20 protein-coding genes and 1 pseudogene are annotated in these 21,454 nt (G+C 56.4%); 12 read left to right on the top strand and 9 right to left on the bottom strand.

Annotated elements, in window-relative coordinates; all coding sequences use genetic code 11:
• Window positions 1-3: 3 nt before the first annotated feature.
• Entirely contained in the window at window positions 4-348 is a 345-nt protein-coding gene (locus ACQG1K_RS12830; RefSeq protein WP_022648440.1) for a RidA family protein, read from the bottom strand.
• 133 nt (window positions 349-481) lie between these two features.
• On the opposite strand from ACQG1K_RS12830, the gene ACQG1K_RS12825 reads away from it, so the two are divergent.
• The 5 genes from ACQG1K_RS12825 (at window position 482) to rnd (ending at window position 6,861) form a co-directional block, all read left to right on the top strand.
• Window positions 482-2,392: an ATP-dependent DNA helicase gene (locus ACQG1K_RS12825; protein WP_023303884.1), complete on the top strand. Its 1,911-nt coding sequence runs from the start codon at window positions 482-484 to the stop codon at window positions 2,390-2,392.
• A 66-nt stretch (window positions 2,393-2,458) separates the two neighbouring features.
• Complete coding sequence (gene tsaB, locus ACQG1K_RS12820; RefSeq protein WP_023300348.1) at window positions 2,459-3,154, top strand: tRNA (adenosine(37)-N6)-threonylcarbamoyltransferase complex dimerization subunit type 1 TsaB; 696 nt, start codon at window positions 2,459-2,461, stop codon at window positions 3,152-3,154.
• Window positions 3,155-3,191: 37 nt separating this feature from the next.
• Window positions 3,192-3,773, top strand: a complete 582-nt coding sequence (locus ACQG1K_RS12815; RefSeq protein WP_023300347.1) for a Slp family lipoprotein — start codon at window positions 3,192-3,194, stop codon at window positions 3,771-3,773.
• Window positions 3,774-3,976: 203 nt separating this feature from the next.
• Complete coding sequence (gene fadD, locus ACQG1K_RS12810; RefSeq protein WP_367074337.1) at window positions 3,977-5,662, top strand: long-chain-fatty-acid--CoA ligase FadD; 1,686 nt, start codon at window positions 3,977-3,979, stop codon at window positions 5,660-5,662.
• Between the two features lie 83 nt (window positions 5,663-5,745).
• The gene (rnd, locus tag ACQG1K_RS12805; RefSeq protein WP_123059168.1) at window positions 5,746-6,861 is read left to right on the top strand and encodes a ribonuclease D; all 1,116 of its coding nucleotides are present in this window, start codon (window positions 5,746-5,748) and stop codon (window positions 6,859-6,861) included.
• Window positions 6,862-6,947: 86 nt separating this feature from the next.
• Here rnd and minE read toward each other — a convergent pair whose 3' ends face one another.
• Genes minE through minC form a run of 3 tightly spaced genes read right to left on the bottom strand, consistent with a single transcriptional unit; the run spans window position 6,948 to window position 8,760 of the window.
• Window positions 6,948-7,214: a cell division topological specificity factor MinE gene (gene minE, locus ACQG1K_RS12800; protein WP_003859937.1), complete on the bottom strand. Its 267-nt coding sequence runs from the start codon at window positions 7,212-7,214 to the stop codon at window positions 6,948-6,950.
• 3 nt (window positions 7,215-7,217) lie between these two features.
• Entirely contained in the window at window positions 7,218-8,030 is an 813-nt protein-coding gene (gene minD, locus ACQG1K_RS12795; RefSeq protein ID WP_003859938.1) for a septum site-determining protein MinD, read from the bottom strand.
• Between the two features lie 22 nt (window positions 8,031-8,052).
• Complete coding sequence (gene minC, locus ACQG1K_RS12790) at window positions 8,053-8,760, bottom strand: septum site-determining protein MinC (RefSeq protein WP_022648434.1); 708 nt, start codon at window positions 8,758-8,760, stop codon at window positions 8,053-8,055.
• A gap of 123 nt (window positions 8,761-8,883) precedes the next feature.
• On the opposite strand from minC, the gene ACQG1K_RS12785 reads away from it, so the two are divergent.
• The 3 genes from ACQG1K_RS12785 (at window position 8,884) to ACQG1K_RS12775 (ending at window position 10,400) form a co-directional block, all read left to right on the top strand.
• Window positions 8,884-9,159, top strand: a complete 276-nt coding sequence (locus ACQG1K_RS12785) for a YcgL domain-containing protein (protein WP_006810982.1) — start codon at window positions 8,884-8,886, stop codon at window positions 9,157-9,159.
• A 47-nt stretch (window positions 9,160-9,206) separates the two neighbouring features.
• Complete coding sequence (locus ACQG1K_RS12780) at window positions 9,207-9,866, top strand: fumarylacetoacetate hydrolase family protein (RefSeq protein ID WP_022648433.1); 660 nt, start codon at window positions 9,207-9,209, stop codon at window positions 9,864-9,866.
• Between the two features lie 93 nt (window positions 9,867-9,959).
• Window positions 9,960-10,400 carry a YcgN family cysteine cluster protein gene (locus ACQG1K_RS12775; RefSeq protein WP_022648432.1) on the top strand — a complete coding sequence of 147 codons (441 nt, stop codon included), beginning with the start codon at window positions 9,960-9,962 and terminating at the stop codon, window positions 10,398-10,400.
• Between the two features lie 99 nt (window positions 10,401-10,499).
• On the opposite strand, the gene dsbB is transcribed toward ACQG1K_RS12775, so the two are convergent.
• Together dsbB and nhaB are read right to left on the bottom strand one after the other, a co-directional pair.
• A complete protein-coding gene (dsbB, locus tag ACQG1K_RS12770) occupies window positions 10,500-11,030 on the bottom strand; it encodes a disulfide bond formation protein DsbB (RefSeq protein ID WP_032622423.1) in 531 nt (176 codons plus the stop codon).
• A gap of 46 nt (window positions 11,031-11,076) precedes the next feature.
• Complete coding sequence (gene nhaB / locus ACQG1K_RS12765) at window positions 11,077-12,615, bottom strand: Na(+)/H(+) antiporter NhaB (protein ID WP_323633601.1); 1,539 nt, start codon at window positions 12,613-12,615, stop codon at window positions 11,077-11,079.
• Between the two features lie 202 nt (window positions 12,616-12,817).
• Between nhaB and fadR the strand changes: the two genes are divergently transcribed.
• Window positions 12,818-13,537 (top strand): fatty acid metabolism transcriptional regulator FadR, encoded by a 720-nt coding sequence (gene fadR / locus ACQG1K_RS12760; RefSeq protein ID WP_003859951.1) that lies wholly within the window; start codon window positions 12,818-12,820, stop codon window positions 13,535-13,537.
• A gap of 112 nt (window positions 13,538-13,649) precedes the next feature.
• Here the strand turns inward: fadR and ACQG1K_RS12755 are convergent, their stop codons facing one another.
• Window positions 13,650-15,182, bottom strand: a complete 1,533-nt coding sequence (locus tag ACQG1K_RS12755) for a SpoVR family protein (protein ID WP_426720846.1) — start codon at window positions 15,180-15,182, stop codon at window positions 13,650-13,652.
• Between the two features lie 321 nt (window positions 15,183-15,503).
• Between ACQG1K_RS12755 and ACQG1K_RS12750 the strand changes: the two genes are divergently transcribed.
• Together ACQG1K_RS12750 and dadX are read left to right on the top strand one after the other, a co-directional pair.
• The gene (locus ACQG1K_RS12750) at window positions 15,504-16,802 is read left to right on the top strand and encodes a D-amino acid dehydrogenase (RefSeq protein WP_022648428.1); all 1,299 of its coding nucleotides are present in this window, start codon (window positions 15,504-15,506) and stop codon (window positions 16,800-16,802) included.
• Between the two features lie 9 nt (window positions 16,803-16,811).
• A complete protein-coding gene (gene dadX / locus ACQG1K_RS12745; RefSeq protein WP_022648427.1) occupies window positions 16,812-17,882 on the top strand; it encodes a catabolic alanine racemase DadX in 1,071 nt (356 codons plus the stop codon).
• 163 nt (window positions 17,883-18,045) lie between these two features.
• Here dadX and ACQG1K_RS12740 read toward each other — a convergent pair.
• Window positions 18,046-19,713: pseudogene (locus tag ACQG1K_RS12740) on the bottom strand (potassium/proton antiporter); the annotation flags it as partial.
• A 98-nt stretch (window positions 19,714-19,811) separates the two neighbouring features.
• Window positions 19,812-20,726, bottom strand: coding sequence for a muramoyltetrapeptide carboxypeptidase (gene ldcA / locus ACQG1K_RS12735; RefSeq protein ID WP_063150099.1), 915 nt, complete (start codon window positions 20,724-20,726; stop codon window positions 19,812-19,814).
• 107 nt (window positions 20,727-20,833) lie between these two features.
• Here ldcA and emtA point away from each other — a divergent pair, with 107 nt between their 5' ends.
• Entirely contained in the window at window positions 20,834-21,445 is a 612-nt protein-coding gene (gene emtA / locus ACQG1K_RS12730) for a membrane-bound lytic murein transglycosylase EmtA (RefSeq protein WP_022648424.1), read from the top strand.
• The last annotated feature ends 9 nt before the right edge of the window (window positions 21,446-21,454 follow it).

Here is a 21,454-nt window from a genome sequence, read left to right as displayed (position 1 = left end):
GGCTTAAACTGCCGCGATAATCTTAATCTCCACCTTATACTCCGGTTTCATCAGCGTGGCCTGTACGGTGCAGCGTACAGGCGCGTGACCCGCCACTACCCACGCATCCCAGGCTTTATTCATCTCCGCGAAGTCGTCTTTATTCGCCAGGAAAATCGTCGCGTCCAGAATGCGGGATTTATCGCTGCCCTGTTTTTCCAGTACGGCGTCGATCTGCGCCAGGGTGTTAGCGGTTTGCTCGAAGGCGTCGGCGTCCAGATTGGCAGGGACACCGGTGTAGTACAGCGTCTGGTTGTGGATCACCACATCAGACCAGCGGGCTTCGGCATCAATGCGCGTAATTGTCATAAACGTATCCTCGTTATCTTTCATCGTCAGGCGGCAAGACTGCCATATTGTTCCGCCGTCGTCACTATTTGGGGTGGCACCGGAGAGAAGGGGCTGACATAATCCCTGTGCAAAAATACAGTGAGAGAACACCGTGGCAGACGATTTTTCCCCTGAAGGTCAGTTAGCACAGGCAATTCCCGGTTTTAAACCGCGCGAACCCCAACGTCAGATGGCGCATGCCGTCGCGCACGCCATCGACAAGGCGCAGCCGCTGGTTGTGGAGGCCGGCACCGGTACGGGGAAAACCTACGCTTACCTCGCTCCTGCGCTGCGGGCGAAAAAAAAGGTGATCATCTCTACGGGATCAAAAGCGCTCCAGGATCAGCTCTACAGCCGCGATTTACCCACGGTGGCGAAAGCGCTGAAATACAAAGGGCGTCTGGCCTTGCTGAAAGGGCGTTCTAACTATCTGTGTCTGGAGCGTCTCGAACAGCAGGCACTGGCGGGCGGTGACCTGCCGGTACAAACACTCAGCGATGTGATCGTCCTGCGCGCCTGGGCCAACCAGACGGAGGAGGGGGACATCAGCACCTGCGCGAGCGTGCCGGAAGACTCCCCGGCCTGGCCGCTGGTGACCAGCACCAACGACAACTGCCTCGGCAGCGACTGCCCGCTGTATAAAGACTGCTTTGTGGTGAAAGCGCGTAAAACGGCGATGGACGCCGACGTGGTGGTGGTGAACCATCACCTGTTTCTTGCGGATATGGTGGTCAAGGACAGTGGTTTCGGCGAGCTGATCCCGGAGGCGGAGGTGATGATCTTCGATGAAGCCCATCAGCTACCGGACATCGCCAGCCAGTATTTTGGCCAGTCGCTCTCCAGCCGTCAGCTTCAGGATCTGGCGAAAGATATTACTATTGCCTATCGCACCGAGCTCAAAGATACCCAGCAGTTGCAGAAGTGCGCGGACCGCCTGGCGCAATGCGCACAGGATTTCCGCTTACAGCTTGGCGAGCCGGGCTATCGCGGCAACCTGCGCGAACTGCTCGCGGACAAAAATATCCAGCGCGCGCTGCTGCTGCTCGATGATGCCCTTGAACTCTGTTACGACGTGGCGAAGCTATCCCTCGGACGTTCAGCGCTGCTGGACGCCGCCTTCGAGCGGGCCACGCTCTACCGTGGGCGGCTGAAGCGGCTGAAAGAGATCAACCAGCCGGGCTACAGCTACTGGTATGAATGTACCTCGCGCCACTTCACCCTGGCGCTCACGCCGCTGACCGTTGCCGATAAATTCAAAGAGGTGATGGCGCAAAAGCCCGGCACCTGGGTCTTTACCTCGGCCACGCTGTCGGTCAACGACGATCTGCACCACTTTACCGAGCGTCTCGGCATTGAGCAGGCTGAATCCTTACTCCTCCCAAGCCCGTTCGACTATGAGAAACAGGCGCTGCTGTGCGTGCCACGCAATCTGCCGCTGCCTAACCAGCCAGGGGCGGCGCGCCATCTGGCGGCCATGCTAAAGCCGATGATTGAGGCCAACAACGGACGCTGCTTTATGCTCTGCACCTCTCACGCCATGATGCGCGATCTGGCCGAGCAGTTCCGCGCGACCATGACGTTGCCGGTGCTGTTGCAGGGGGAAACCAGCAAAGGCCAGCTGCTCCAGCAGTTTGTCAGCGCCGGTAATGCCCTGCTGGTGGCGACCAGCAGCTTCTGGGAAGGGGTGGACGTGCGCGGCGATACGCTCTCGCTGGTGATTATCGATAAGCTGCCATTCACATCGCCGGACGATCCGCTCCTGAAAGCACGCATGGAGGACTGCCGTCTGCGCGGGGGCGATCCGTTCGACGACGTCCAGTTGCCGGACGCGGTTATCACGCTTAAACAGGGGGTAGGGCGACTGATACGCGACGTCACCGACCGCGGAGTGCTGGTGATCTGCGACAATCGCCTGGTGATGCGTCCCTACGGCGCCACCTTCCTCGCCAGCCTGCCGCCCGCGCCGCGCACGCGGGATATTAAACGCGCGGTCCGCTTCCTGGCGAACCCGACGGCGGAGTAATTCTTCCCGGAGTGTGTTAAGATGCGCGCCATTTTGTGACTGACCATTGCGAGAGCGCGACGACTGATGCGAATTCTGGCTATTGATACCGCGACAGAGGCCTGTTCCGTTGCCCTGTGGAACGACGGTACGACTTTTGCTCATTTCGAAGAGTGCCCACGGGAACACACCCAACGTATTCTGCCCCTGGTAAAAACCATTTTAACCGAGGGCAACACCGCCCTGACTGACCTCGACGCGCTGGCCTACGGCCGTGGCCCGGGCAGCTTTACGGGCGTACGTATCGGGATTGGCATTGCGCAGGGGCTGGCGCTGGGCGCTGACCTGCCGATGATCGGCGTTTCAACGCTTGCGACCATGGCTCAGGGTGCCTGGCGCATGACCGGCGCCAGCCGCGTGCTGGCCGCGATTGATGCCCGCATGGGTGAAGTCTACTGGGCGGAGTACACCCGTGACGAAAACGGCGTCTGGCACGGCGAAGAGTCGGAAGCCGTGCTTAAACCTGAAGCCGTCACCGAGCGCCTGAAACAGCTCACCGGTGAGTGGGCGACGGTCGGAACCGGCTGGCCGGCATGGCCTGAGATGGCGAAGGACACCGGCCTTACGCTGGTGGACGGTAACATGCTCCTGCCTGCCGCCGAAGATATGTTGCCTGTTGCCTGTCAGCAGCTTGCCGCAGGAAAAACCGTGGCCGTTGAACACGCCGAGCCGGTTTATTTACGAAACACCGTCGCGTGGAAGAAACTTCCTGGCCGCGAGTGAATCTCAGTAACAGGAACTGAGAAAAAGGAGTCGCATCATGGCGGTTCAGACTAAAGTTGTACGCTTTTTTATGGCAGGCGCGGTTGCCATAGCACTGAGCGGGTGCGTCACCGTTCCTGATGCGATCAAGGGCACCAGCCCGACGCCACAGCAGGATCTGGTACGCGTGATGAATGCTCCGGAGCTGTATGTCGGGCAGGAAGCGCGCTTTGGCGGCAAGGTGGTTGAAGTGCTAAACCAGCAGGGGAAAACCCGGCTGGAGATTGCCACCGTTCCACTGGACAGCGGCGCACGGCCTGTTCTGGGTGAAGCCTCGCGCGGGCGGATCTACGCTGACGTCAGCGGCTTCCTCGATCCGGTAGATTTCCGCGGGCAGCTGGTGACCGTCGTCGGGCCGATTACCGGTTCGGTGGCGGGGAAAATCGGCAATACGCCATACAAATTTATGACCATGCAGGTGAACGGCTACAAACGCTGGCGTATCGCCCAGCAGGTGGTGATGCCGCCACAGCCAATCGATCCGTGGATGTGGGGTCCACATCCGTATCGTTACGGCTACGGTGGCTGGGGTTGGTACAATCCAGGCCCTGCACAGGTTCAAACAATCGTAACTGAGTAACTTACTGTTATTGTTAGGAAAGAGACAGCGGCTCAGCCGCTGTCTCTGTTTTTTTACGGACAAAACGAAAAAAAAGAGTGACGCGCTTCGCAACCTGCAATCTGAGCAATTAATAAACTGGTACGCTGAGTTAATATAATGTTAACAAACTGTTTATTATCGGGGCTGTGATGACGACGAACACTCATTTCAGAGGTGATGCATTGAAAAAGGTTTGGCTTAACCGTTATCCCGCGGATGTCCCTGCGGAGATCAATCCTGACCGTTATCAATCCCTGATTGAATTATTTGAACACTCGGTACGGCGCTACGCTGACCAGCCCGCATTTGTGAATATGGGCGAAGTGATGACTTTCCGTAAGCTGGAAGAGCGCAGCCGGGCGTTTGCGGCCTATTTACAGGAAGGGTTGGGCTTGCAGAAAGGGGATCGCGTCGCGCTGATGATGCCAAACCTGCTGCAATACCCGGTGGCGCTGTTCGGGATCCTCAGGGCGGGGATGATCGTGGTTAACGTTAACCCGCTCTATACCCCACGCGAGCTGGAACATCAGTTGAATGACAGCGGTGCGGCGGCGATTGTGATTGTCTCCAACTTTGCCCACACGCTGGAAAAAGTCGTTGAAAGAACTCAGGTTAAGCACGTCATTCTGACGCGCATGGGCGACCAGCTCTCTTCCGCGAAAGGTACGCTGGTCAACTTTGTCGTGAAATACGTTAAGCGGCTGGTGCCGAAATACCACCTGCCGGATGCCATCTCTTTCCGCCGCGCGCTGCATGCGGGCTATCGGATGCAGTACGTTAAGCCGGAGATCGTGTCAGAAGATCTGGCTTTCCTGCAATACACCGGCGGTACCACCGGCGTGGCTAAAGGGGCGATGCTGACCCATCGTAACATGCTGGCGAACCTTGAACAGGTGAACGCCACCTACGGGCCGCTACTGCACCCGGGCAAGGAGCTGGTGATCACCGCGCTTCCGCTGTATCACATTTTTGCGCTGACCATGAACTGCCTGCTGTTTATCGAGCTTGGCGGTCAAAACGTATTGATCACCAACCCGCGCGACATTCCGGGGCTGGTTAAAGAGCTGGCGAAATACCCGTTCACCGCCATGACCGGCGTGAACACCCTGTTTAACGCGCTGCTTAACAATAAAGAGTTCCAGCAGCTCGATTTCTCCACGCTGCATCTTTCTGCGGGCGGCGGGATGCCGGTTCAGCAGGCGGTTGCCGAGCGCTGGGTAAAACTCACCGGACAGTATCTGCTGGAAGGCTATGGTCTGACGGAGTGCGCCCCGCTGGTCAGCGTCAACCCGCATGACATCGACTACCACAGCGGCAGTATCGGTCTGCCGGTCCCGTCGACGGAAGCTAAACTGGTGGACGATGAGGGTAACGAAGTGCCTCACGGCGAACCGGGCGAGCTGTGCGTCAGAGGGCCGCAGGTGATGCTGGGCTACTGGCAGCGCCCAGATGCCACGGATGAGATCATCAAAGACGGCTGGCTGTACACCGGCGACATCGCGGTGATGGATGACGAAGGTTTTCTGCGTATCGTCGATCGCAAGAAAGACATGATCCTCGTTTCCGGTTTCAACGTCTATCCGAACGAAATCGAAGACGTGGTGATGCAGCACAGCGGCGTGCTGGAAGTGGCAGCGGTGGGGGTTCCTTCCGGCAGCAGTGGTGAAGCGGTGAAGATATTTGTGGTCAAGAAAGATCCTTCTCTTACCGAGGAAGCGCTGATAACGTTTTGTCGCCGGCAGCTGACGGGCTATAAAGTGCCGAAGCTGGTGGAATTCCGCGATGAGCTGCCGAAATCCAACGTCGGGAAGATATTACGACGAGAATTACGTGACGAAGCCCGTGCCAAAGTGGACAATAAGGCCTGAGCTTCACGTTAATCGCCCAGACGCCGGTTAAGCCGGCGTTTTTTATGGGCGCAAACAAAAGAGAGTCCGATTTGAATTACCAGATGATCACTACCAACGACGAGCTGGCTTCGCTGTGCGAGGTGACGCGTGATTTCCCCGCTATCGCCCTGGATACGGAATTTGTCCGTACCCGCACGTACTACCCGCAACTGGGCCTGATCCAGATGTATGACGGCAAACACGTGTCGTTGATTGACCCCCTCGGCATTACCGACTGGGCGCCAATGCGCGAGCTGTTGCTTGATACCGCCGTGACCAAATATCTGCACGCCGGCAGTGAAGATCTGGAAGTCTTTCTCAACACCTTTGGCATCATGCCGCAGCCGCTGATTGATACCCAGATCCTCGCGGCGTTCAGCGGTCGTCCGCTCTCCTGGGGCTTCGCGGCGATGGTGGAAGAGTACACCGGTCTGACGCTGGATAAGAGCGAATCGCGTACCGACTGGCTCGCGCGCCCGCTGACGGCGCGTCAGCTTGAATACGCCGCGGCAGATGTATTCTACCTGCTGCCGATTGCTGGCCAGCTTATGAAAGAGGCTGAGGCGTCCGGTTGGCTGTCTGCCGCCCTGGACGAGTGCCGCATGACGCAGCAGCGTCGTCAGGAAGTGGTTGATCCGAAAGAGGCCTGGCGTGACATCACTAACGCCTGGCAGCTGCGCACCCGTCAACTGGCCTGTCTGCAACTGCTGGCTGACTGGCGGCTGCGTAAAGCGCGTGAGCGCGATCTGGCGGTTAACTTCGTGGTGCGTGAAGAACACCTGTGGGCGGTGGCGCGCTATATGCCGGGTAGCCTTGGCGAACTGGACAGCATTGGCCTTTCCGGGAGTGAGATCCGTTTCCACGGTAAAACGCTGCTCGCGCTGGTAGAGAAAGCTCAGCAGCTGCCGGAGGACGCACTGCCAGAACCACTGCTTAACCTGATGGATATGCCGGGCTACCGCAAGGCGTTCAAAGATATCAAAGCGCTGGTGCAGACGGTGGCGGGGGAAAGCAAACTGAGCGCCGAACTGCTGGCTTCACGTCGTCAGATTAACCAGCTGCTGAACTGGCATTGGAAGTTGAAACCGCAAAATGGTTTACCTGAACTGGTCGCCGGATGGCGGGGGGAACTGATGGCTGAACGCCTGAACACCCTGCTGGAAGGGTATCCGCGCTAAAGAATTGTAGCCCCGGTAAGCGCCGCGCCACCGGGGAAATTGCCGGGCGGTACGATGCTTGCCCGGCCTACAAAACCACAAACGGATTAACGCGACTCTTCCGCTTCCGGAAGCGTCACGTTCAGCTCCAGAATCGAAATATCCCCGTCTTTTTGCTCCAGCTGAACGGTGACCATTTCCGGGTCGATCTGTACGTATTTGCAGATCACTTCCAGAATGTCTTTGCGCAGCTGCGGCAGGTAGTGCGGTTCGGCGTCGCTACGACGACGTTCCGCCACAATGATTTGCAGACGTTCTTTTGCGATGTTGGCGGTGCTTTTTTTCCGCGAGAGAAAAAAGTCCAGTAATGCCATAACTTATCCTCCGAACAGGCGTTTGAGGAAACCTTTCTTCTCTTCTTCAATGAAGCGGAAAGGACGTTCTTCTCCCAGCAGACGGTCAACGGTATCCGCATACGCTTTACCCGCGTCTGCCTGTGTATCCAGGATCACGGGCTCGCCCTGGTTAGAGGCGCGCAATACGGACTGATCTTCCGGGATCACGCCAACCAGTTTGATGCGCAGGATCTCCAGCACGTCTTCCATGCTCAGCATGTCACCTTTGTTCACCCGACCCGGGTTGTAGCGGGTCAGCAGAAGGTGCTCTTTGATCGGCTCCTGGCCATTTTCCGCGCGACGAGATTTCGAGGCCAGAATGCCGAGAATACGGTCGGAGTCACGTACTGACGAGACTTCCGGGTTAGTAGTGATGATGGCTTCATCCGCGAAGTAGAGCGCCATCAGCGCGCCGGTTTCGATACCGGCCGGGGAGTCGCAGACCACGAAGTCGAACTCCATCTTTTTCAGATCGTCGAGGACCTTTTCCACGCCTTCACGGGTCAGCGCGTCTTTATCACGGGTCTGGGACGCCGGGAGAATGTAGAGGTTCTCGGTACGCTTATCTTTAATTAGCGCCTGGTTAAGCGTGGCATCGCCCTGAATGACGTTCACGAAGTCATACACCACGCGACGCTCGCAACCCATGATCAGGTCCAGGTTACGCAGACCGATATCGAAGTCGATTACGACGGTTTTCTTTCCCTTCTGGGCCAAACCAGTAGCGATGGCCGCGCTGGAGGTGGTCTTGCCAACGCCTCCTTTACCCGAAGTCACAACAATAATGCGTGCCATAGAAATTCCTTGTTAAAAGGGATCAATTTAACGGTTGAACGGTCAAAGCGTTATCTGCCAGCTGCAGACGAGCCGCTTTGCCATAAAATTCGGCTGGGATTTTATCGCTCAGCCAATATTCACCTGCGATAGACACCAGTTCTGCCGTCAGGTGAGTACAAAAAATTTGTGCTTCTCGATCGCCGCTGGCGCCCGCAAGCGCACGCCCACGCATCATACCGTAAACGTGAATATTGCCGTCTGCAATCAGTTCTGCGCCCGCACTGACGTGGCTTGTAACAATCAGATCACAGTTTGGCGCATAAATGCGCTGACCGGAACGAACCGGCAGATCAATCAATCGCGTTTTTGTGACTGGGGCTACATTTTGCGCCGAAGGCGGGGGAGCGGGAACGGTTGCAGGCGTTGCGCGCGGGGATTTTTCTTTACCCTCGTTTAACAAGGGCAAACCCGCGCGTTCAATTTCGGCTTTTAACTCTGCGTCTTTACAGCCGCTTATACCCACGATGCGCAACCCCGTGGAGACGACGGCCTGCTGGAGTCGCTTCCAGTTAACCGGCCCCTCAAGGTCGCTTACATTAACGACAACAGGAGCATGCTTAAGAAAAGCGGGAGCCTGCGCGATTTTGTCTTCTAACGCCTGACGAATAACCTCGGGTTTTGCATCATGCAAATGAACCACTGATAAGGTGAAGCTACTGCCTTTAAGCTCGATGGGCGTATTTGACATCCTGGCCTTACTCAATTTGCTATTAACCGCAACACATCGCCGCGATATTCCGAAGAGTATCAGGCATGTTATAGTCAGGAGTATATAGAGGCAAGCAACCACCCATTAATTCAGAGTAAAAACATGTTTTGTGTGATCTACAGAAGTACCAGCCGCGACCAGACCTACCTTTATGTCGAAAAGAAAGACGATTTTTCCCGCGTGCCTGAGGAATTAATGAAAAGCTTTGGCCGACCGCAACTGGCGATGCTGCTGCCGCTGGACGGCCGTAAGAAGCTGGTGAACGCCGATCTGGAGAAAGTCAAAAAGGCGTTAACCGAGCAGGGCTATTATTTACAGCTTCCGCCGCCACCGGAGAATTTATTAAAACAGCATCTTGAGGTGAGCGGAAAGAAATAAGCCCGGGTCACTCCGGGAACAACTCATCAACCGATTAGGGGTCGACCATGTATCAACATCATAACTGGCAAGGTGCATTACTGGATTATCCCGTCAGCAAAGTGATCTGCGTGGGCAGCAACTATGCAAAACATATTCAGGAGATGGGCAGCGCCGTGCCGGATGAGCCGGTTCTGTTTATTAAGCCAGAAACCGCACTGTGCGATATTCGCCAGCCGCTGGTTCTGCCGCAGGGGCTGGGCTCGGTGCATCATGAAGTGGAGCTGGCGGTGCTGATCGGCGCGACGCTGCGCCAGGCGACCGAAGAGCATGTAGAGAAAGCGATTGCGGGTTACGGTGTCGCGCTCGACCTGACCCTGCGCGACGTCCAGAGCAAAATGAAGAAAGCGGGGCAGCCGTGGGAAAAAGCCAAGGGCTTTGACAATTCATGCCCGATTTCCGGTTTCGTTCCGGTGAGTGAATTTACCGACGACCCGCAGAATACGCCCCTCAGCCTGAAGGTCAACGGCGAGATTCGCCAGCAGGGGACGACCGCTGACATGATCCATAAGATCGTTCCGCTGATTGCCTACATGAGCCGCTTCTTCACCCTGAAACCCGGCGACGTGATCCTTACCGGCACTCCGGAAGGTGTGGGGCCGCTGCACAGTGGCGACGAGCTGGACGTCAGTTTTAACGGCCTGTCGCTGAAAACCCGCGTGCTGTAAAAGCACCTTGCCGCCTGAAAAGGGCGGCAAAACTTGCATCAACGTGCCAGACTCGTTATAAGGTGCGCTCTATTTTGACGTGTGGACATCCCGATGAACGACATTCCTTTCTGGCAAAGCAAAACTCTCGACGACATGACCGACGCGGAGTGGGAATCGTTGTGTGACGGCTGTGGGCAGTGCTGCCTGCATAAGCTGATGGATGAAGATTCGGATGAGATCTATTTCACCAACGTAGCCTGCAAGCAGTTAAACATCAAAACCTGCCAGTGCCGCAACTACGAGCGCCGTTTCGACTATGAGCCGGACTGCATCAAGTTAACTCGTGAAAATCTGCCGACCTTTGAGTGGCTGCCGCATACCTGCGCGTATCGCCTGCTGGCGGAAGGTAAAGATCTGCCCACATGGCATCCGCTGTTGACGGGGTCGAAGGCGGCGATGCACGGCGAGCGTATTTCCGTGCGCCACATTGCGGTGAAAGAGTCCGAGGTGCAGGACTGGGAAGACCACATTATGAATCATCCTAATCGGTGATAATAAAAAACCCGCCGAGGCGGGTTTTTTATTGTGCGCAATTTTGTCGGGTGGCGCTGCGCTTACCCGACCTACAAAACTGACGTTGCCGTTTTGCTTTTACCTTCCAAAAAGATCGCGTTTCTTTGGCTTGAACGGCTGGGCAATCAGCACCAGCAGCGCTACCACGAAGTAGGCGACAAAAATGCCCACCAGCCACTGCGGCATCTCCAGCGTCAGAAACTCCCACTGGCGTACAGAGCAGTCACCGGAGGCCACAAACACCTGCGGCAGCCATTTATCCAGCGGCAGCCAGCTCGGGAAGCGGGCGGCAAAGTCGCAGGTCATAAACGGCGACGGGTGAAGCTGCATCTGGGTGTGCTCCCAGGCAAGCGCAATCCCTTTCCCGGCGCTGTACAGCCAGATGGCAATTGCGGCATAGCGTAACGGTGTTTTAGGTGCAATCGCACCTACCAGACCCGCGCCCATAATGCCGAACAGCGCACAACGCTCATAAATACACAGGACGCAAGGTTTCAGCCCCATCACATGCTGAAACCACAGCGCGACCATTTCCAGCGCAAAGGCGGTCAGGGCCATCAACAACCACGCTCCGCGACCGCGTGAGCACTGGTTCAAAAATCGCAACATAATCATTTCCCTGGAACATGCTTAGACAGCGCAGTGTAAACGAATTTTAATGCGCCGCAAGTATACCTGCTTGCAACAACCATTGCGTACAGGGAACGAGAGTAATTTTGATGCACAGCAAACCAACAAGGGTAAGCACCAGCGTGTACGGCAGCGCCATCCAGACCATTCTTCCATAAGAAAGTCGTATGAGTGGCGCCAGCGCCGAGGTCAGCAGGAAGAGGAAGGCCGCCTGACCGTTCGGGGTTGCCACGGAGGGGAGGTTGGTTCCAGTGTTGATCGCCACCGCCAGCAGCTCGAACTGTTCACTGCTGACAATCCCTTGCTCCATCGCGGCTTTGGCCTCATTGATGTATACCGTCCCGACAAAGACGTTATCGGATATAGAAGACAACAGACCGTTAAACAAATAGAACAGCGTTAGCTGCGAATCTGGCGTGGCCTGAAGCACAAACGCGATGATTGGCGCGAACAGATGTTGGTCAATAATCACCGCCACGACGGCGAAAAACACCGCCAGCAGGGCGGTAAACGGCAGCGCTTCGGTAAAGGCTTTTCCGATAGCATGTTCGTCCGTGACGCCGCTCAGGCTGGTTGCAAGAATAATTACCGACAGACCAATCAGCCCCACCTCGGCAAGGTGGAAGGCCAGCGCAGCGATAAGCCACACGCCGATGATGCCCTGTGCAATCAGGCGCAGCGTCTCCTGGCGCGTGCGTTGTTTGCGGCTCTGCTCGTCAAACTTATGCAGCTCCTGACGGACCTGATCGGGCAACTTCGCGCCATACCCAAAAAGGTTGAATTTTTCGACCAGCACGCAGGTCGCTAAGCCGCAGATCAGAACGGGCACGCTGACCGGCGCCATGCGCAGGAAAAATTCGCCAAAATGCCACTCAGCCGCTTTGGCGATAATCAGGTTTTGCGGCTCTCCAACCATTGTCATCACGCCGCCCAGCGCCGTCCCCACGCCCGCATGCATCATCAGGCTGCGCAGAAACGCGCGGAACTGCTCGAGCACATCGCGGTTGTGCGCCTCAACGTGGCTGTCGTCCTGCAAGTTATCGCCAGGACGAGACGAGGCGACCCGGTGGTAAATGCCGTAAAAGCCGACGGCGACGCTGATCACCACCGCCACAACCGTCAGCGCATCCAGGAAGGCAGAGAGGAAAGCCGCGGCGAGGCAAAACGCCAGCGAGAGCAGCGTTTTCGACGGAATGCTCAGCAGCATACGGGTGAAGATAAACAGCAGAAGCTGCTTCATAAAGTAGATCCCCGCCACCATGAAGATCAGCAGTAGCAGGACTTCAAGATTCGACGCAATCTCGTTTTTAACATGCTCCGCGCTGGTCATTCCAATGACCACGGCTTCCAGCGCCAGCAGCCCGCCGGGCAGCAGCGGATAGCACTTCAATGCCATCGCCAGGGTAAAGATAAACTCGGCGACCAACATCCACCCGGCAACGAAGGGATCCAGCAAAAAGATAACGGGATTAACGACCAGGAATACCAGTAGAGTGAGTTTGTACCAGTCAGGTGACTGACCTAAAAAGTTGCGCCACAGCGCGCGCCCAAATGAAATTTCCACGACAGACGTCCTTTCCCCGTCAAATAAGACAAGACATCAGTATACGCAAAAACGGCGGCGGAGAGGGGGATAAAGCCATTTTGTAAATTTCATAAAAATGAAACGGCGATCCCTCTTTTCTGTCTCTGCTGCGCTATCTGCCTCTGCGCGCCTCTGGTATGATGAGTGCAATTTGCTAAAGCTGTGTAATGGAAATCTCACTATGGTCATTAAGGCGCAGAGCCCGGCGGGTTTCGCGGAAGAGTACATCATTGAAAGCATCTGGAATAATCGTTTCCCTGCGGGATCAATTCTACCTGCTGAACGCGAACTCTCTGAACTGATTGGCGTCACCCGTACCACGCTGCGAGAAGTGCTCCAGCGTCTGGCGCGCGATGGCTGGTTGACGATACAGCATGGCAAACCCACTAAGGTGAATAACTTCTGGGAAACGTCCGGGCTGAATATTCTGGAAACGCTGGCGCGTCTCGATCACGAAAGCGTACCGCAGCTGATTGACAATCTGCTTTCGGTGCGCACCAACATCGCTACCATTTTCATCCGCACCGCGTTTCGTCAGCATCCTGAAGATGCGCTGAAGGTGCTTGCCACCGCCAATGAGGTGGAAGACCACGCGGACGCCTTTGCGACCCTCGACTACAACGTGTTCCGCGGTCTGGCGTTTGCTTCCGGCAATCCGGTTTACGGTCTGATCCTGAATGGAATGAAAGGATTATATACACGCATTGGTCGTCACTACTTTGCCAACCCTGAAGCCCGCAGCCTGGCGCTCGGCTTCTACCATAAACTGAGCAAGCTCTGCACCGAAGGGCTGCACGATCAGGTCTATGAAACGGTGCGTCGTTATGGCCACGACTCCGGTGAAATCTGGCACCGAATGCAGAAAACCCTGCCGGGCGATCTGGCGATTCAGGGCCGGTAAAAGAAAAAACCTCTCTATTGAGAGGATTTTTTTCGCCCGGTGGCGCTTCGCTTACCGGGCCTACAAAACCCTTAGGCCGGGTAAGGCGTAGCCGCCACCCGGCTAAAACGCACTACAGCGTATTCATCCGCGCCGGACACCGGTCCAGCAGCTCCACGCTGCCATCTTCATTCTGCTGCTCCAGCGACACGTCAAATCCCCACAGGCGATGCACATGCTTCAGCACTTCCTTACGCCCCTTATCCAGCGGTGCGCGGTTGTGAGGGATATAGAGCAGCGTCAAAGAGCGGTCACCGCGCAGATCCACATTCCAGACCTGAATGTTCGGTTCAAGATTGCTCAGGTTGTATTGAGACGACAGGCGCGAGCGGATCTCACGATAGCCCTCTTCGTTGTGGATCGCAGAGATCTCCAGGTAGTTGTTGCGGTCATCATCCAGTACGGTGAAGAAGCGGAAATCACGCATGATCTTCGGCGACATGAACTGGCTGATAAAGCTCTCATCCTTAAAATCACGCATCGCGAAGTGCAGCGTTTCCAGCCAGTCAGAACCGGCAATATCCGGGAACCAGTATTTGTCCTCTTCGGTGGGCGACTGGCAGATACGCTTGATATCCTGGAACATGGCAAAGCCGAGTGCGTACGGGTTAATGCCGCTGTACCACGGGCTGTTATACGCTGGCTGGAATACCACGTTGGTGTGGCTGTGCAGAAACTCCATCATAAACCGCTCGGTGACTTTTCCTTCGTCATACAGGTGGTTAAGAATGGTGTAGTGCCAGAAGGTCGCCCAGCCTTCGTTCATCACCTGGGTCTGCTTCTGAGGATAGAAATACTGGCTCACCTTGCGCACGATGCGCAAGATCTCACGCTGCCACGGCTCCAGCAGTGGGGCGTTCTTCTCCATAAAGTAGAGCAGGTTTTCCTGCGGCTCGGAAGGGTAACGACGCGCCTCGGCGACGGTTTTCTCCTCCTCACGTTTCGGCAGGGTGCGCCACAGCATATTCACCTGGCTTTGCAGATACTCCTCGCGGCTCTTCTGCCGGGCTTTCTCTTCCTGCAATGAGATCTTCTGCGGACGCTTATAGCGATCAACGCCGTAATTCATCAGCGCGTGGCAGGAGTCCAGCAGCTTCTCTACCTCGTCCACGCCGTAGCGCTCTTCGCAGTCGGTAATGTATTTGCGGGCGAAGATCAGGTAATCGACGATGGAGCTGGCGTCCGTCCAGCTGCGGAACAGATAGTTATTTTTGAAGAACGAGTTATGTCCATAGCAAGCGTGCGCCATCACCAGCGCCTGCATGGTAATGGTGTTCTCCTCCATCAGATAGGCAATACACGGGTTAGAGTTAATAACGATTTCATACGCCAGCCCCTGCTGTCCGTGCTTATACAGTCGCTCCGTTTCAATGAATTTTTTACCAAACGACCAGTGCGGATAGTTAATCGGCATCCCGACGCTGGAGTAAGAGTCCATCATCTGTTCCGAGGTGATGACTTCAATCTGATGGGGATAGGTGTCCAGACGATAGAGTTTGGCCACCCGGTCGATCTCCGCCAGGTAGACATCCAGCAACTCGAAGGTCCAGTCGGGTCCATCGCTCAGACGTGTGCTGTCCCTTGACATGGAATCTAGTGTAGCCATTAGCGCGCCCTCGTTGTTGGTCGCTCTCTCTGACTGGAGAGCCTCCTTTCAAGCATAGATCACCCCATTCAAATACGCGGGGCGCAGAAATTTTTTCTTTGCGATTTCCCGTTTTCGATACGGCAAAAAAAGCGGTGCTAGCAGAATTTTCTACTGGTTAAAAATAACGCGCAGCAGGAGATCCCAAATAAGCGCCATCCCCTGATACAGCGGGATATGTGAGTTGAGTCACCATAAAAAAGTCATATGTTGAATAATATTTTCAGCTAGGTTATCAATCTGTAATTAGATGATTGTTCTTTTGCTCATAATGGAGTGGCTATGCGTGTTGTCATACTGGGAAGTGGTGTCGTTGGCGTAACCAGCGCCTGGTATTTAAGTCAGGCGGGACATGAGGTTACCGTTATCGATCGCGAATCCGGTCCGGCGCTGGAAACCAGTGCGGCGAATGCGGGGCAGATCTCCCCGGGCTACGCTGCGCCGTGGGCGGCCCCGGGCGTTCCGCTGAAGGCGATCAAATGGATGTTTCAGCGACATGCGCCGCTGGCGATAAGCCTTGACGGCACACAGTTCCAGCTTAAGTGGATGTGGCAGATGCTGCGCAACTGCGATACCCGCCACTACATGGAAAACAAAGGGCGCATGGTGCGCCTCGCAGAATACAGCCGCGATTGCCTGAAAGCGCTGCGTTCCTCAACGGGGATCGAATATGAAGGGCGCCAGGGCGGCACACTTCAGCTGTTCCGTACCGCGCAACAGTACGAAAACGCGACCCGCGATATCGCCGTGCTTGAAGATGCGGGCGTACCGTATCAGCTGCTGGAAGCCAGCCAACTTGCCCAGGTGGAGCCAGCACTTGCCGAGGTCGCGCACAAGCTGACGGGCGGCCTGCGTTTACCGAACGATGAAACTGGCGACTGCCAGCTTTTCACCCAGCGTCTGGCGCGCATGTGTGAGCAGGCCGGGGTGAAATTCCGCTTCAACACCTCTGTCGACAAGCTGCTGTCGGAAGGGGAGAAGATTTACGGCGTGAAGTGTGGAGAAGAGGTGATCAAAGCCGATGCTTACGTGATGGCGTTCGGATCCTATTCTACCGCGATGCTGAAAGGGATCCTGGATATCCCGGTCTATCCGCTGAAAGGCTACTCCCTGACCATTCCCGTGAAAGAGGACAGCGGCGCGCCAGTATCAACCATTCTTGATGAAACCTACAAAATCGCCATCACCCGTTTCGATAACCGGATCCGCGTCGGCGGCATGGCGGAAATCGTGGGCTTCAATACCGAACTGCTCAAACCACGTCGTGAAACGCTGGAGATGGTCGTCGGCGATCTCTTCCCGCGCGGCGGTTTCATTGAGCAGGCGACGTTCTGGACCGGCCTGCGTCCAATGACCCCGGACGGCACGCCGATTGTGGGCCGTACGCCATACAAAAATCTGTGGACAAATACCGGCCACGGTACGCTTGGCTGGACCATGGCCTGCGGTTCGGGCCAGCTGCTTAGCGACCTGATTTCCGGGCGGACGCCGGCAATTCCGTTTGACGATTTAAGCGCCGCACGCTATCAATCAGGGTTTACCCCCTCGCGTCCACAACACCTGCACGGCGCGCATAATTAAGGAGTCGTCATGTCCCGTCCCATTCTGGCCCAGCTGGATTTGCAGGCGCTGAAGGATAACCTGCAAATTGTTCGTCGTGCTGCGCCGGGTTCTCGTGTCTGGTCGGTGGTGAAAGCCAACGCCTACGGTCATGGTATCGACCGTATCTGGAGTGCGCTCGGCGCCACCGACGGTTTTGCCTTGCTGAATCTGGAAGAGGCCATCCTGCTGCGTGAGCGCGGCTGGAAAGGACCGATCCTGCTGCTGGAAGGATTCTTCCATGCGCAAGATCTGCCTCTGCTGGATAAGTACCGCCTGACGACCAGCGTTCACAGTAACTGGCAGATCAAGGCCATTCAGGACGCGAAGCTGCATGCCCCGCTGGATATCTATCTCAAAGTGAACAGCGGTATGAATCGTCTGGGCTTCCAGCCTGAACGTGTGCACACGGTCTGGCAGCAGCTTCGTGCGCTGAAAAACGTCGGTGAGATGACGCTGATGGCGCATTTTGCCGATGCGGAAAAGCCGGACGGCATTGCCGATGCTATGGTCCGCATTGAGCAGGCGGCAGAAGGGCTGGACTGTCCGCGCTCGCTGTCGAACTCAGCGGCAACGCTCTGGCATCCCGAGGCGCATTACAACTGGGTGCGCCCGGGGATCGTTCTGTACGGCGCGTCACCCTCAGGTCAGTGGCAGGATATCGCCAACAGCGGCCTGAAGCCGGTGATGACGTTACGAAGCGAAATTATCGGCGTGCAAACCCTGAAAGCGGGCGATACGGTGGGCTATGGCAGCCGCTATCGGGCAGCGGGCGAACAGCGTATCGGTATCGTGGCGGGGGGCTATGCAGATGGTTATCCGCGCATCGCCCCGAGCGGCACGCCGGTGTGGGTCGATGGCGTGCGTACGGGCACGGTAGGCACCGTCTCAATGGACATGTTGGCTATTGATTTGACGCCATGTCCTCAGGCGGGGATCGGCTCACCGGTTGAGCTGTGGGGCAATGAGGTTAAAATTGATGATGTGGCCGCTGCGGCGGGTACTGTCGGGTATGAACTGATGTGCGCGCTGGCGTCAAGAGTGCCTGTTGTGACGGTGTAACATGTGTGTGCCGGGTGGCGGCTTCGCCTTACCCGGCCTACAAAAGCCCGAACGTAGGCCGGGTAAGCGTTAGCGCCACCCGGCAAAAAAGCAGCTACTCCGCCGCCTCCTCCTCCATCGGCCTTACGCCGACTTTGCGCACCGCGTTATCCTCTTTCTCGGCCACCGTCCAGACCATCCCGGCAAACTCCACCTGGTCACCGACGACCGGTGCAGCCCCTAATAATTGCTGAATAATCTCGCCCAGTGTTTGCTGGTTATCGCGATTCTCCATTCCTCCCTCCAGGCCATAAATCAGCGCCACATCCGCAAAGCGGGCGCTGGCTTCGAGGATAAAATCGCCGAAGAAACGCTGATCCAGCGCCACCGGGGGCGACTGGCTGAACAGCTTGCCAAGGGCAGGCAGGTCGCGCTCGCGGCCAATCACGCAGAGGATATCGTTCTCTCGCAGCCGCGTGCTGCCGGTCGGGTGAAGCAGGGCGTTATCCCGGAACAGGGCGGCAATACGCGTTTCAGCGGGCATATGCAGATCGCGTAGCGAAGCACCCACGCACCACTTATCGGCGCTTAGCTGATAGACAAACTGTTCCCACGGGTTGTCTGGGTGAATATCCAGCCCCACGCGGGAGACCGGCCAGCCAACGGGCGGTACCACCACTTTGGCTTTTTTCGCCGCCCAGCCCAGCGACGTCCCCTGGAACAGCAGCGATACCAGCACCACGAAGAAGGCGACGTTGAAGAACAGACGAGCGTTGTCCAGCCCGGCCATCATCGGGAAAACCGCCAGGATAATCGGCACCGCGCCGCGCAGCCCCACCCAACTGATAAATATCCGCTCACGCAGGTTAAACCCGCGGAACGGCAGCAGCCCGGCAAACACCGACAGCGGACGGGCGATGAAGATCATCCAGGCCGACAAAAGCAGCGCTGGCACGACGATAGGCAGCAGGTCGGAAGGCGTCACCAGCAGGCCCAGCACCAGGAACATGGCGATCTGTGCCAGCCAGGCCAGCCCGTCAAAGTTTTGCAGTATCGCATAACGGTTACGAATCGGTCGGTTGCCCAGCAGGAATCCACAGAGGTAAACCGCCAGAATACCGCTGCCGTCCAGCGCGGTGGTGACGGCAAAGATCAGGATCCCGCCGCTCAGGGCCAGCAGCGGGTAAAGGCCGGAAGGCAGCGTAATACGGTTGATTGTCTGCTGTAACAGGTAACCGCCGCCGAGACCAATGATAATCCCGAGGCCAAACTGCTGGAGGATGTGCCAGGCGAACATCCAGCTCAGGCCAGTTTCGTGCTGCTGGATCATCTCAATCAGGGTGATGGTCAGGAACACCGCCATCGGATCGTTGCTGCCGGATTCAATCTCAAGCGTGGAGCCAACGCGCTCGTTCAGCCCCTTGCCGCCGAGCAGCGAGAACACCGCCGCCGCATCGGTAGAGCCGACAATCGCGCCAATAAGCAGGCCTTCCATCATATCGAGGTTAAACAGCCAGGCTGCCATCATACCGGTCAGGCCGGAGGTGATTAGCACGCCGACGGTAGCCAGAGACAGCGCCGGGCCTAAGGCAACGCGAAACGAACTTGCCTGGGTGCGCATGCCGCCGTCCAGCAAGATCACCGCCAGCGCGAGGTTACTTACCATATAGGCGAAAGGGTAATTATCGAAGGGGATACCGCCGATTCCGTCAACCCCCGCCAGCATGCCGATAGCCAGGAAAATGACAAGAATAGGTATGCCAAGGCGCGATGAAAATGAACTTAATAAAATGCTGAAGGTTACCAGGATGGAACCCAGAATGAAAAGACTGATTATCGCTGTGGCACTCAATGTCGTCTTACTCCCACCTCAATGTGAACGCTGTTATTAAAACCCTAACATATTAACAACTGTATCTGCGTTTTATTGAGGGGGGAATAACGGCTTTTTTATGCCTTTAAGACCGGATGACCGCTGATTGTTAACCGACTGCCTGAATTACCGTGTGCAAGGTGCGCCCGGGCACCCAGTGGCAAGGTAACGGTTTGCTGCTCATGGCCGAAATTCAGACCGGCGATCACCGGAATATCCAGCCGGGAACGAATGAAATCGACCATCGTCTCCAGCGTGTAGCCCGCGTCGTAATCGTTGGGGGCTGACCCGCTGAAACTGCCCAGCACAATGGCCGACTGCCGATCCAGGATCCCGGCGTGATAAAGCTGTAACAGCATGCGTTCGACGCGGAACGGGTGTTCGTTGATATCTTCCAGCACCAGAATGCCGTCCTCGATCTGCGGCAGCCACGGTGTCCCAATCAGCGATACCAGCATCGCGAGGTTTCCGCCCCACAGCTGCCCTTCACATTCCCAGTGCGGTCCGTTGCCTTGCCACTCGACGGTAAACGTCGGGTTTTGCAGGGCGCGCCAGAAATGGTCCTGCGTAAACGCATCCAGCTCCGGCGCACCAAAGTTGCCGGCCAGCATCGGGCCGCTAAAGGTAATGACGTTATGCAACGCCAGCAGGCCGAGCTGGATCGCCGTGAAATCGCTGTGTCCGCAGATTAACAGCGGATCCTGCTGCTGGCGTGCGGCTAGCCCGGCCCAGTCGATGCTCTCCAGCAGCCGGCTTGCGCCATAGCCGCCGCGCACGGCCAGCACAATGGTGTTTTCACCTTCCAGCGTTGCCAGGCTGTTGATATCGCTCAGTCTCTGCGCCTCCGTACCGGCAAAACGCTGCATGCGGCGGGGGATAATTGTCTGATTTTCTACCTGATGGCCCATTTCCAGCAGGCGCTGAACGCCCCGCTGTGCCGCCTCCTGGTTGATGCAGTAGCCCGACGGTGCAATGAGATGAAACTGAGGCATGGCAATTCCTTGCTGAATGAGAATCTAATTGTCTATATCATGCCGCTTATACGCCGCCTGCTTCAAGGGGCGACGTACCGCGATGACCGGCTATAAGGATAGATGACGTGAAATTGAGATGGTTTGCTTTTTTGATTGTGTTGCTCGCTGGCTGTAGTTCAAAACATGATTATAAAAATCCCCCCTGGAATCCTGAAGTCCCGGTAAAGCGGGCCATGCAGTGGATGCCGATCAGCGAACAAGCCGGGAAGGCCTGGGGCGTGAGCCCGCGCCTGATCACCGCGATCATCGCCGTGGAGTCCGGCGGTAACCCGACGCTGGTGAGTAAATCGAATGCGGTGGGGCTGATGCAGTTAAAAGCCTCTACGGCGGGAAGAGAGGTCTATCGCTACATGGGCTGGAAGGGACAGCCATCCACCAGCGAGCTGAAAAACCCGGAACGTAATATCTCTATGGGAACCGCTTACCTGAGCATTCTGGAGCATGGCATTCTGAAGGGGATTGACGATCCGGAAGTGATGCAATATGCGCTGGTGGTGTCGTACGTTAACGGAGCTGGCGCGCTGCTCCGAACCTTCTCATCCGATCGTAAAGAGGCGATAGAAGAAATTAACGATATGGATAAAGATGAATTCTTCGAACACGTTGTGAAGAATCATCCGTCAGCACAGGCTCCACGTTATATCTGGAAAGTACAGAAAGCAATGGACGCCATGTAACGTCTTTGT

This window comes from Enterobacter cloacae complex sp. 402C9 (genome assembly GCF_050030745.1).
GTDB classification, from domain to species: Bacteria; Pseudomonadota; Gammaproteobacteria; order Enterobacterales; family Enterobacteriaceae; genus Enterobacter; species Enterobacter intestinihominis.
This window is presented reverse-complemented; position numbering and strand designations above follow the sequence as displayed.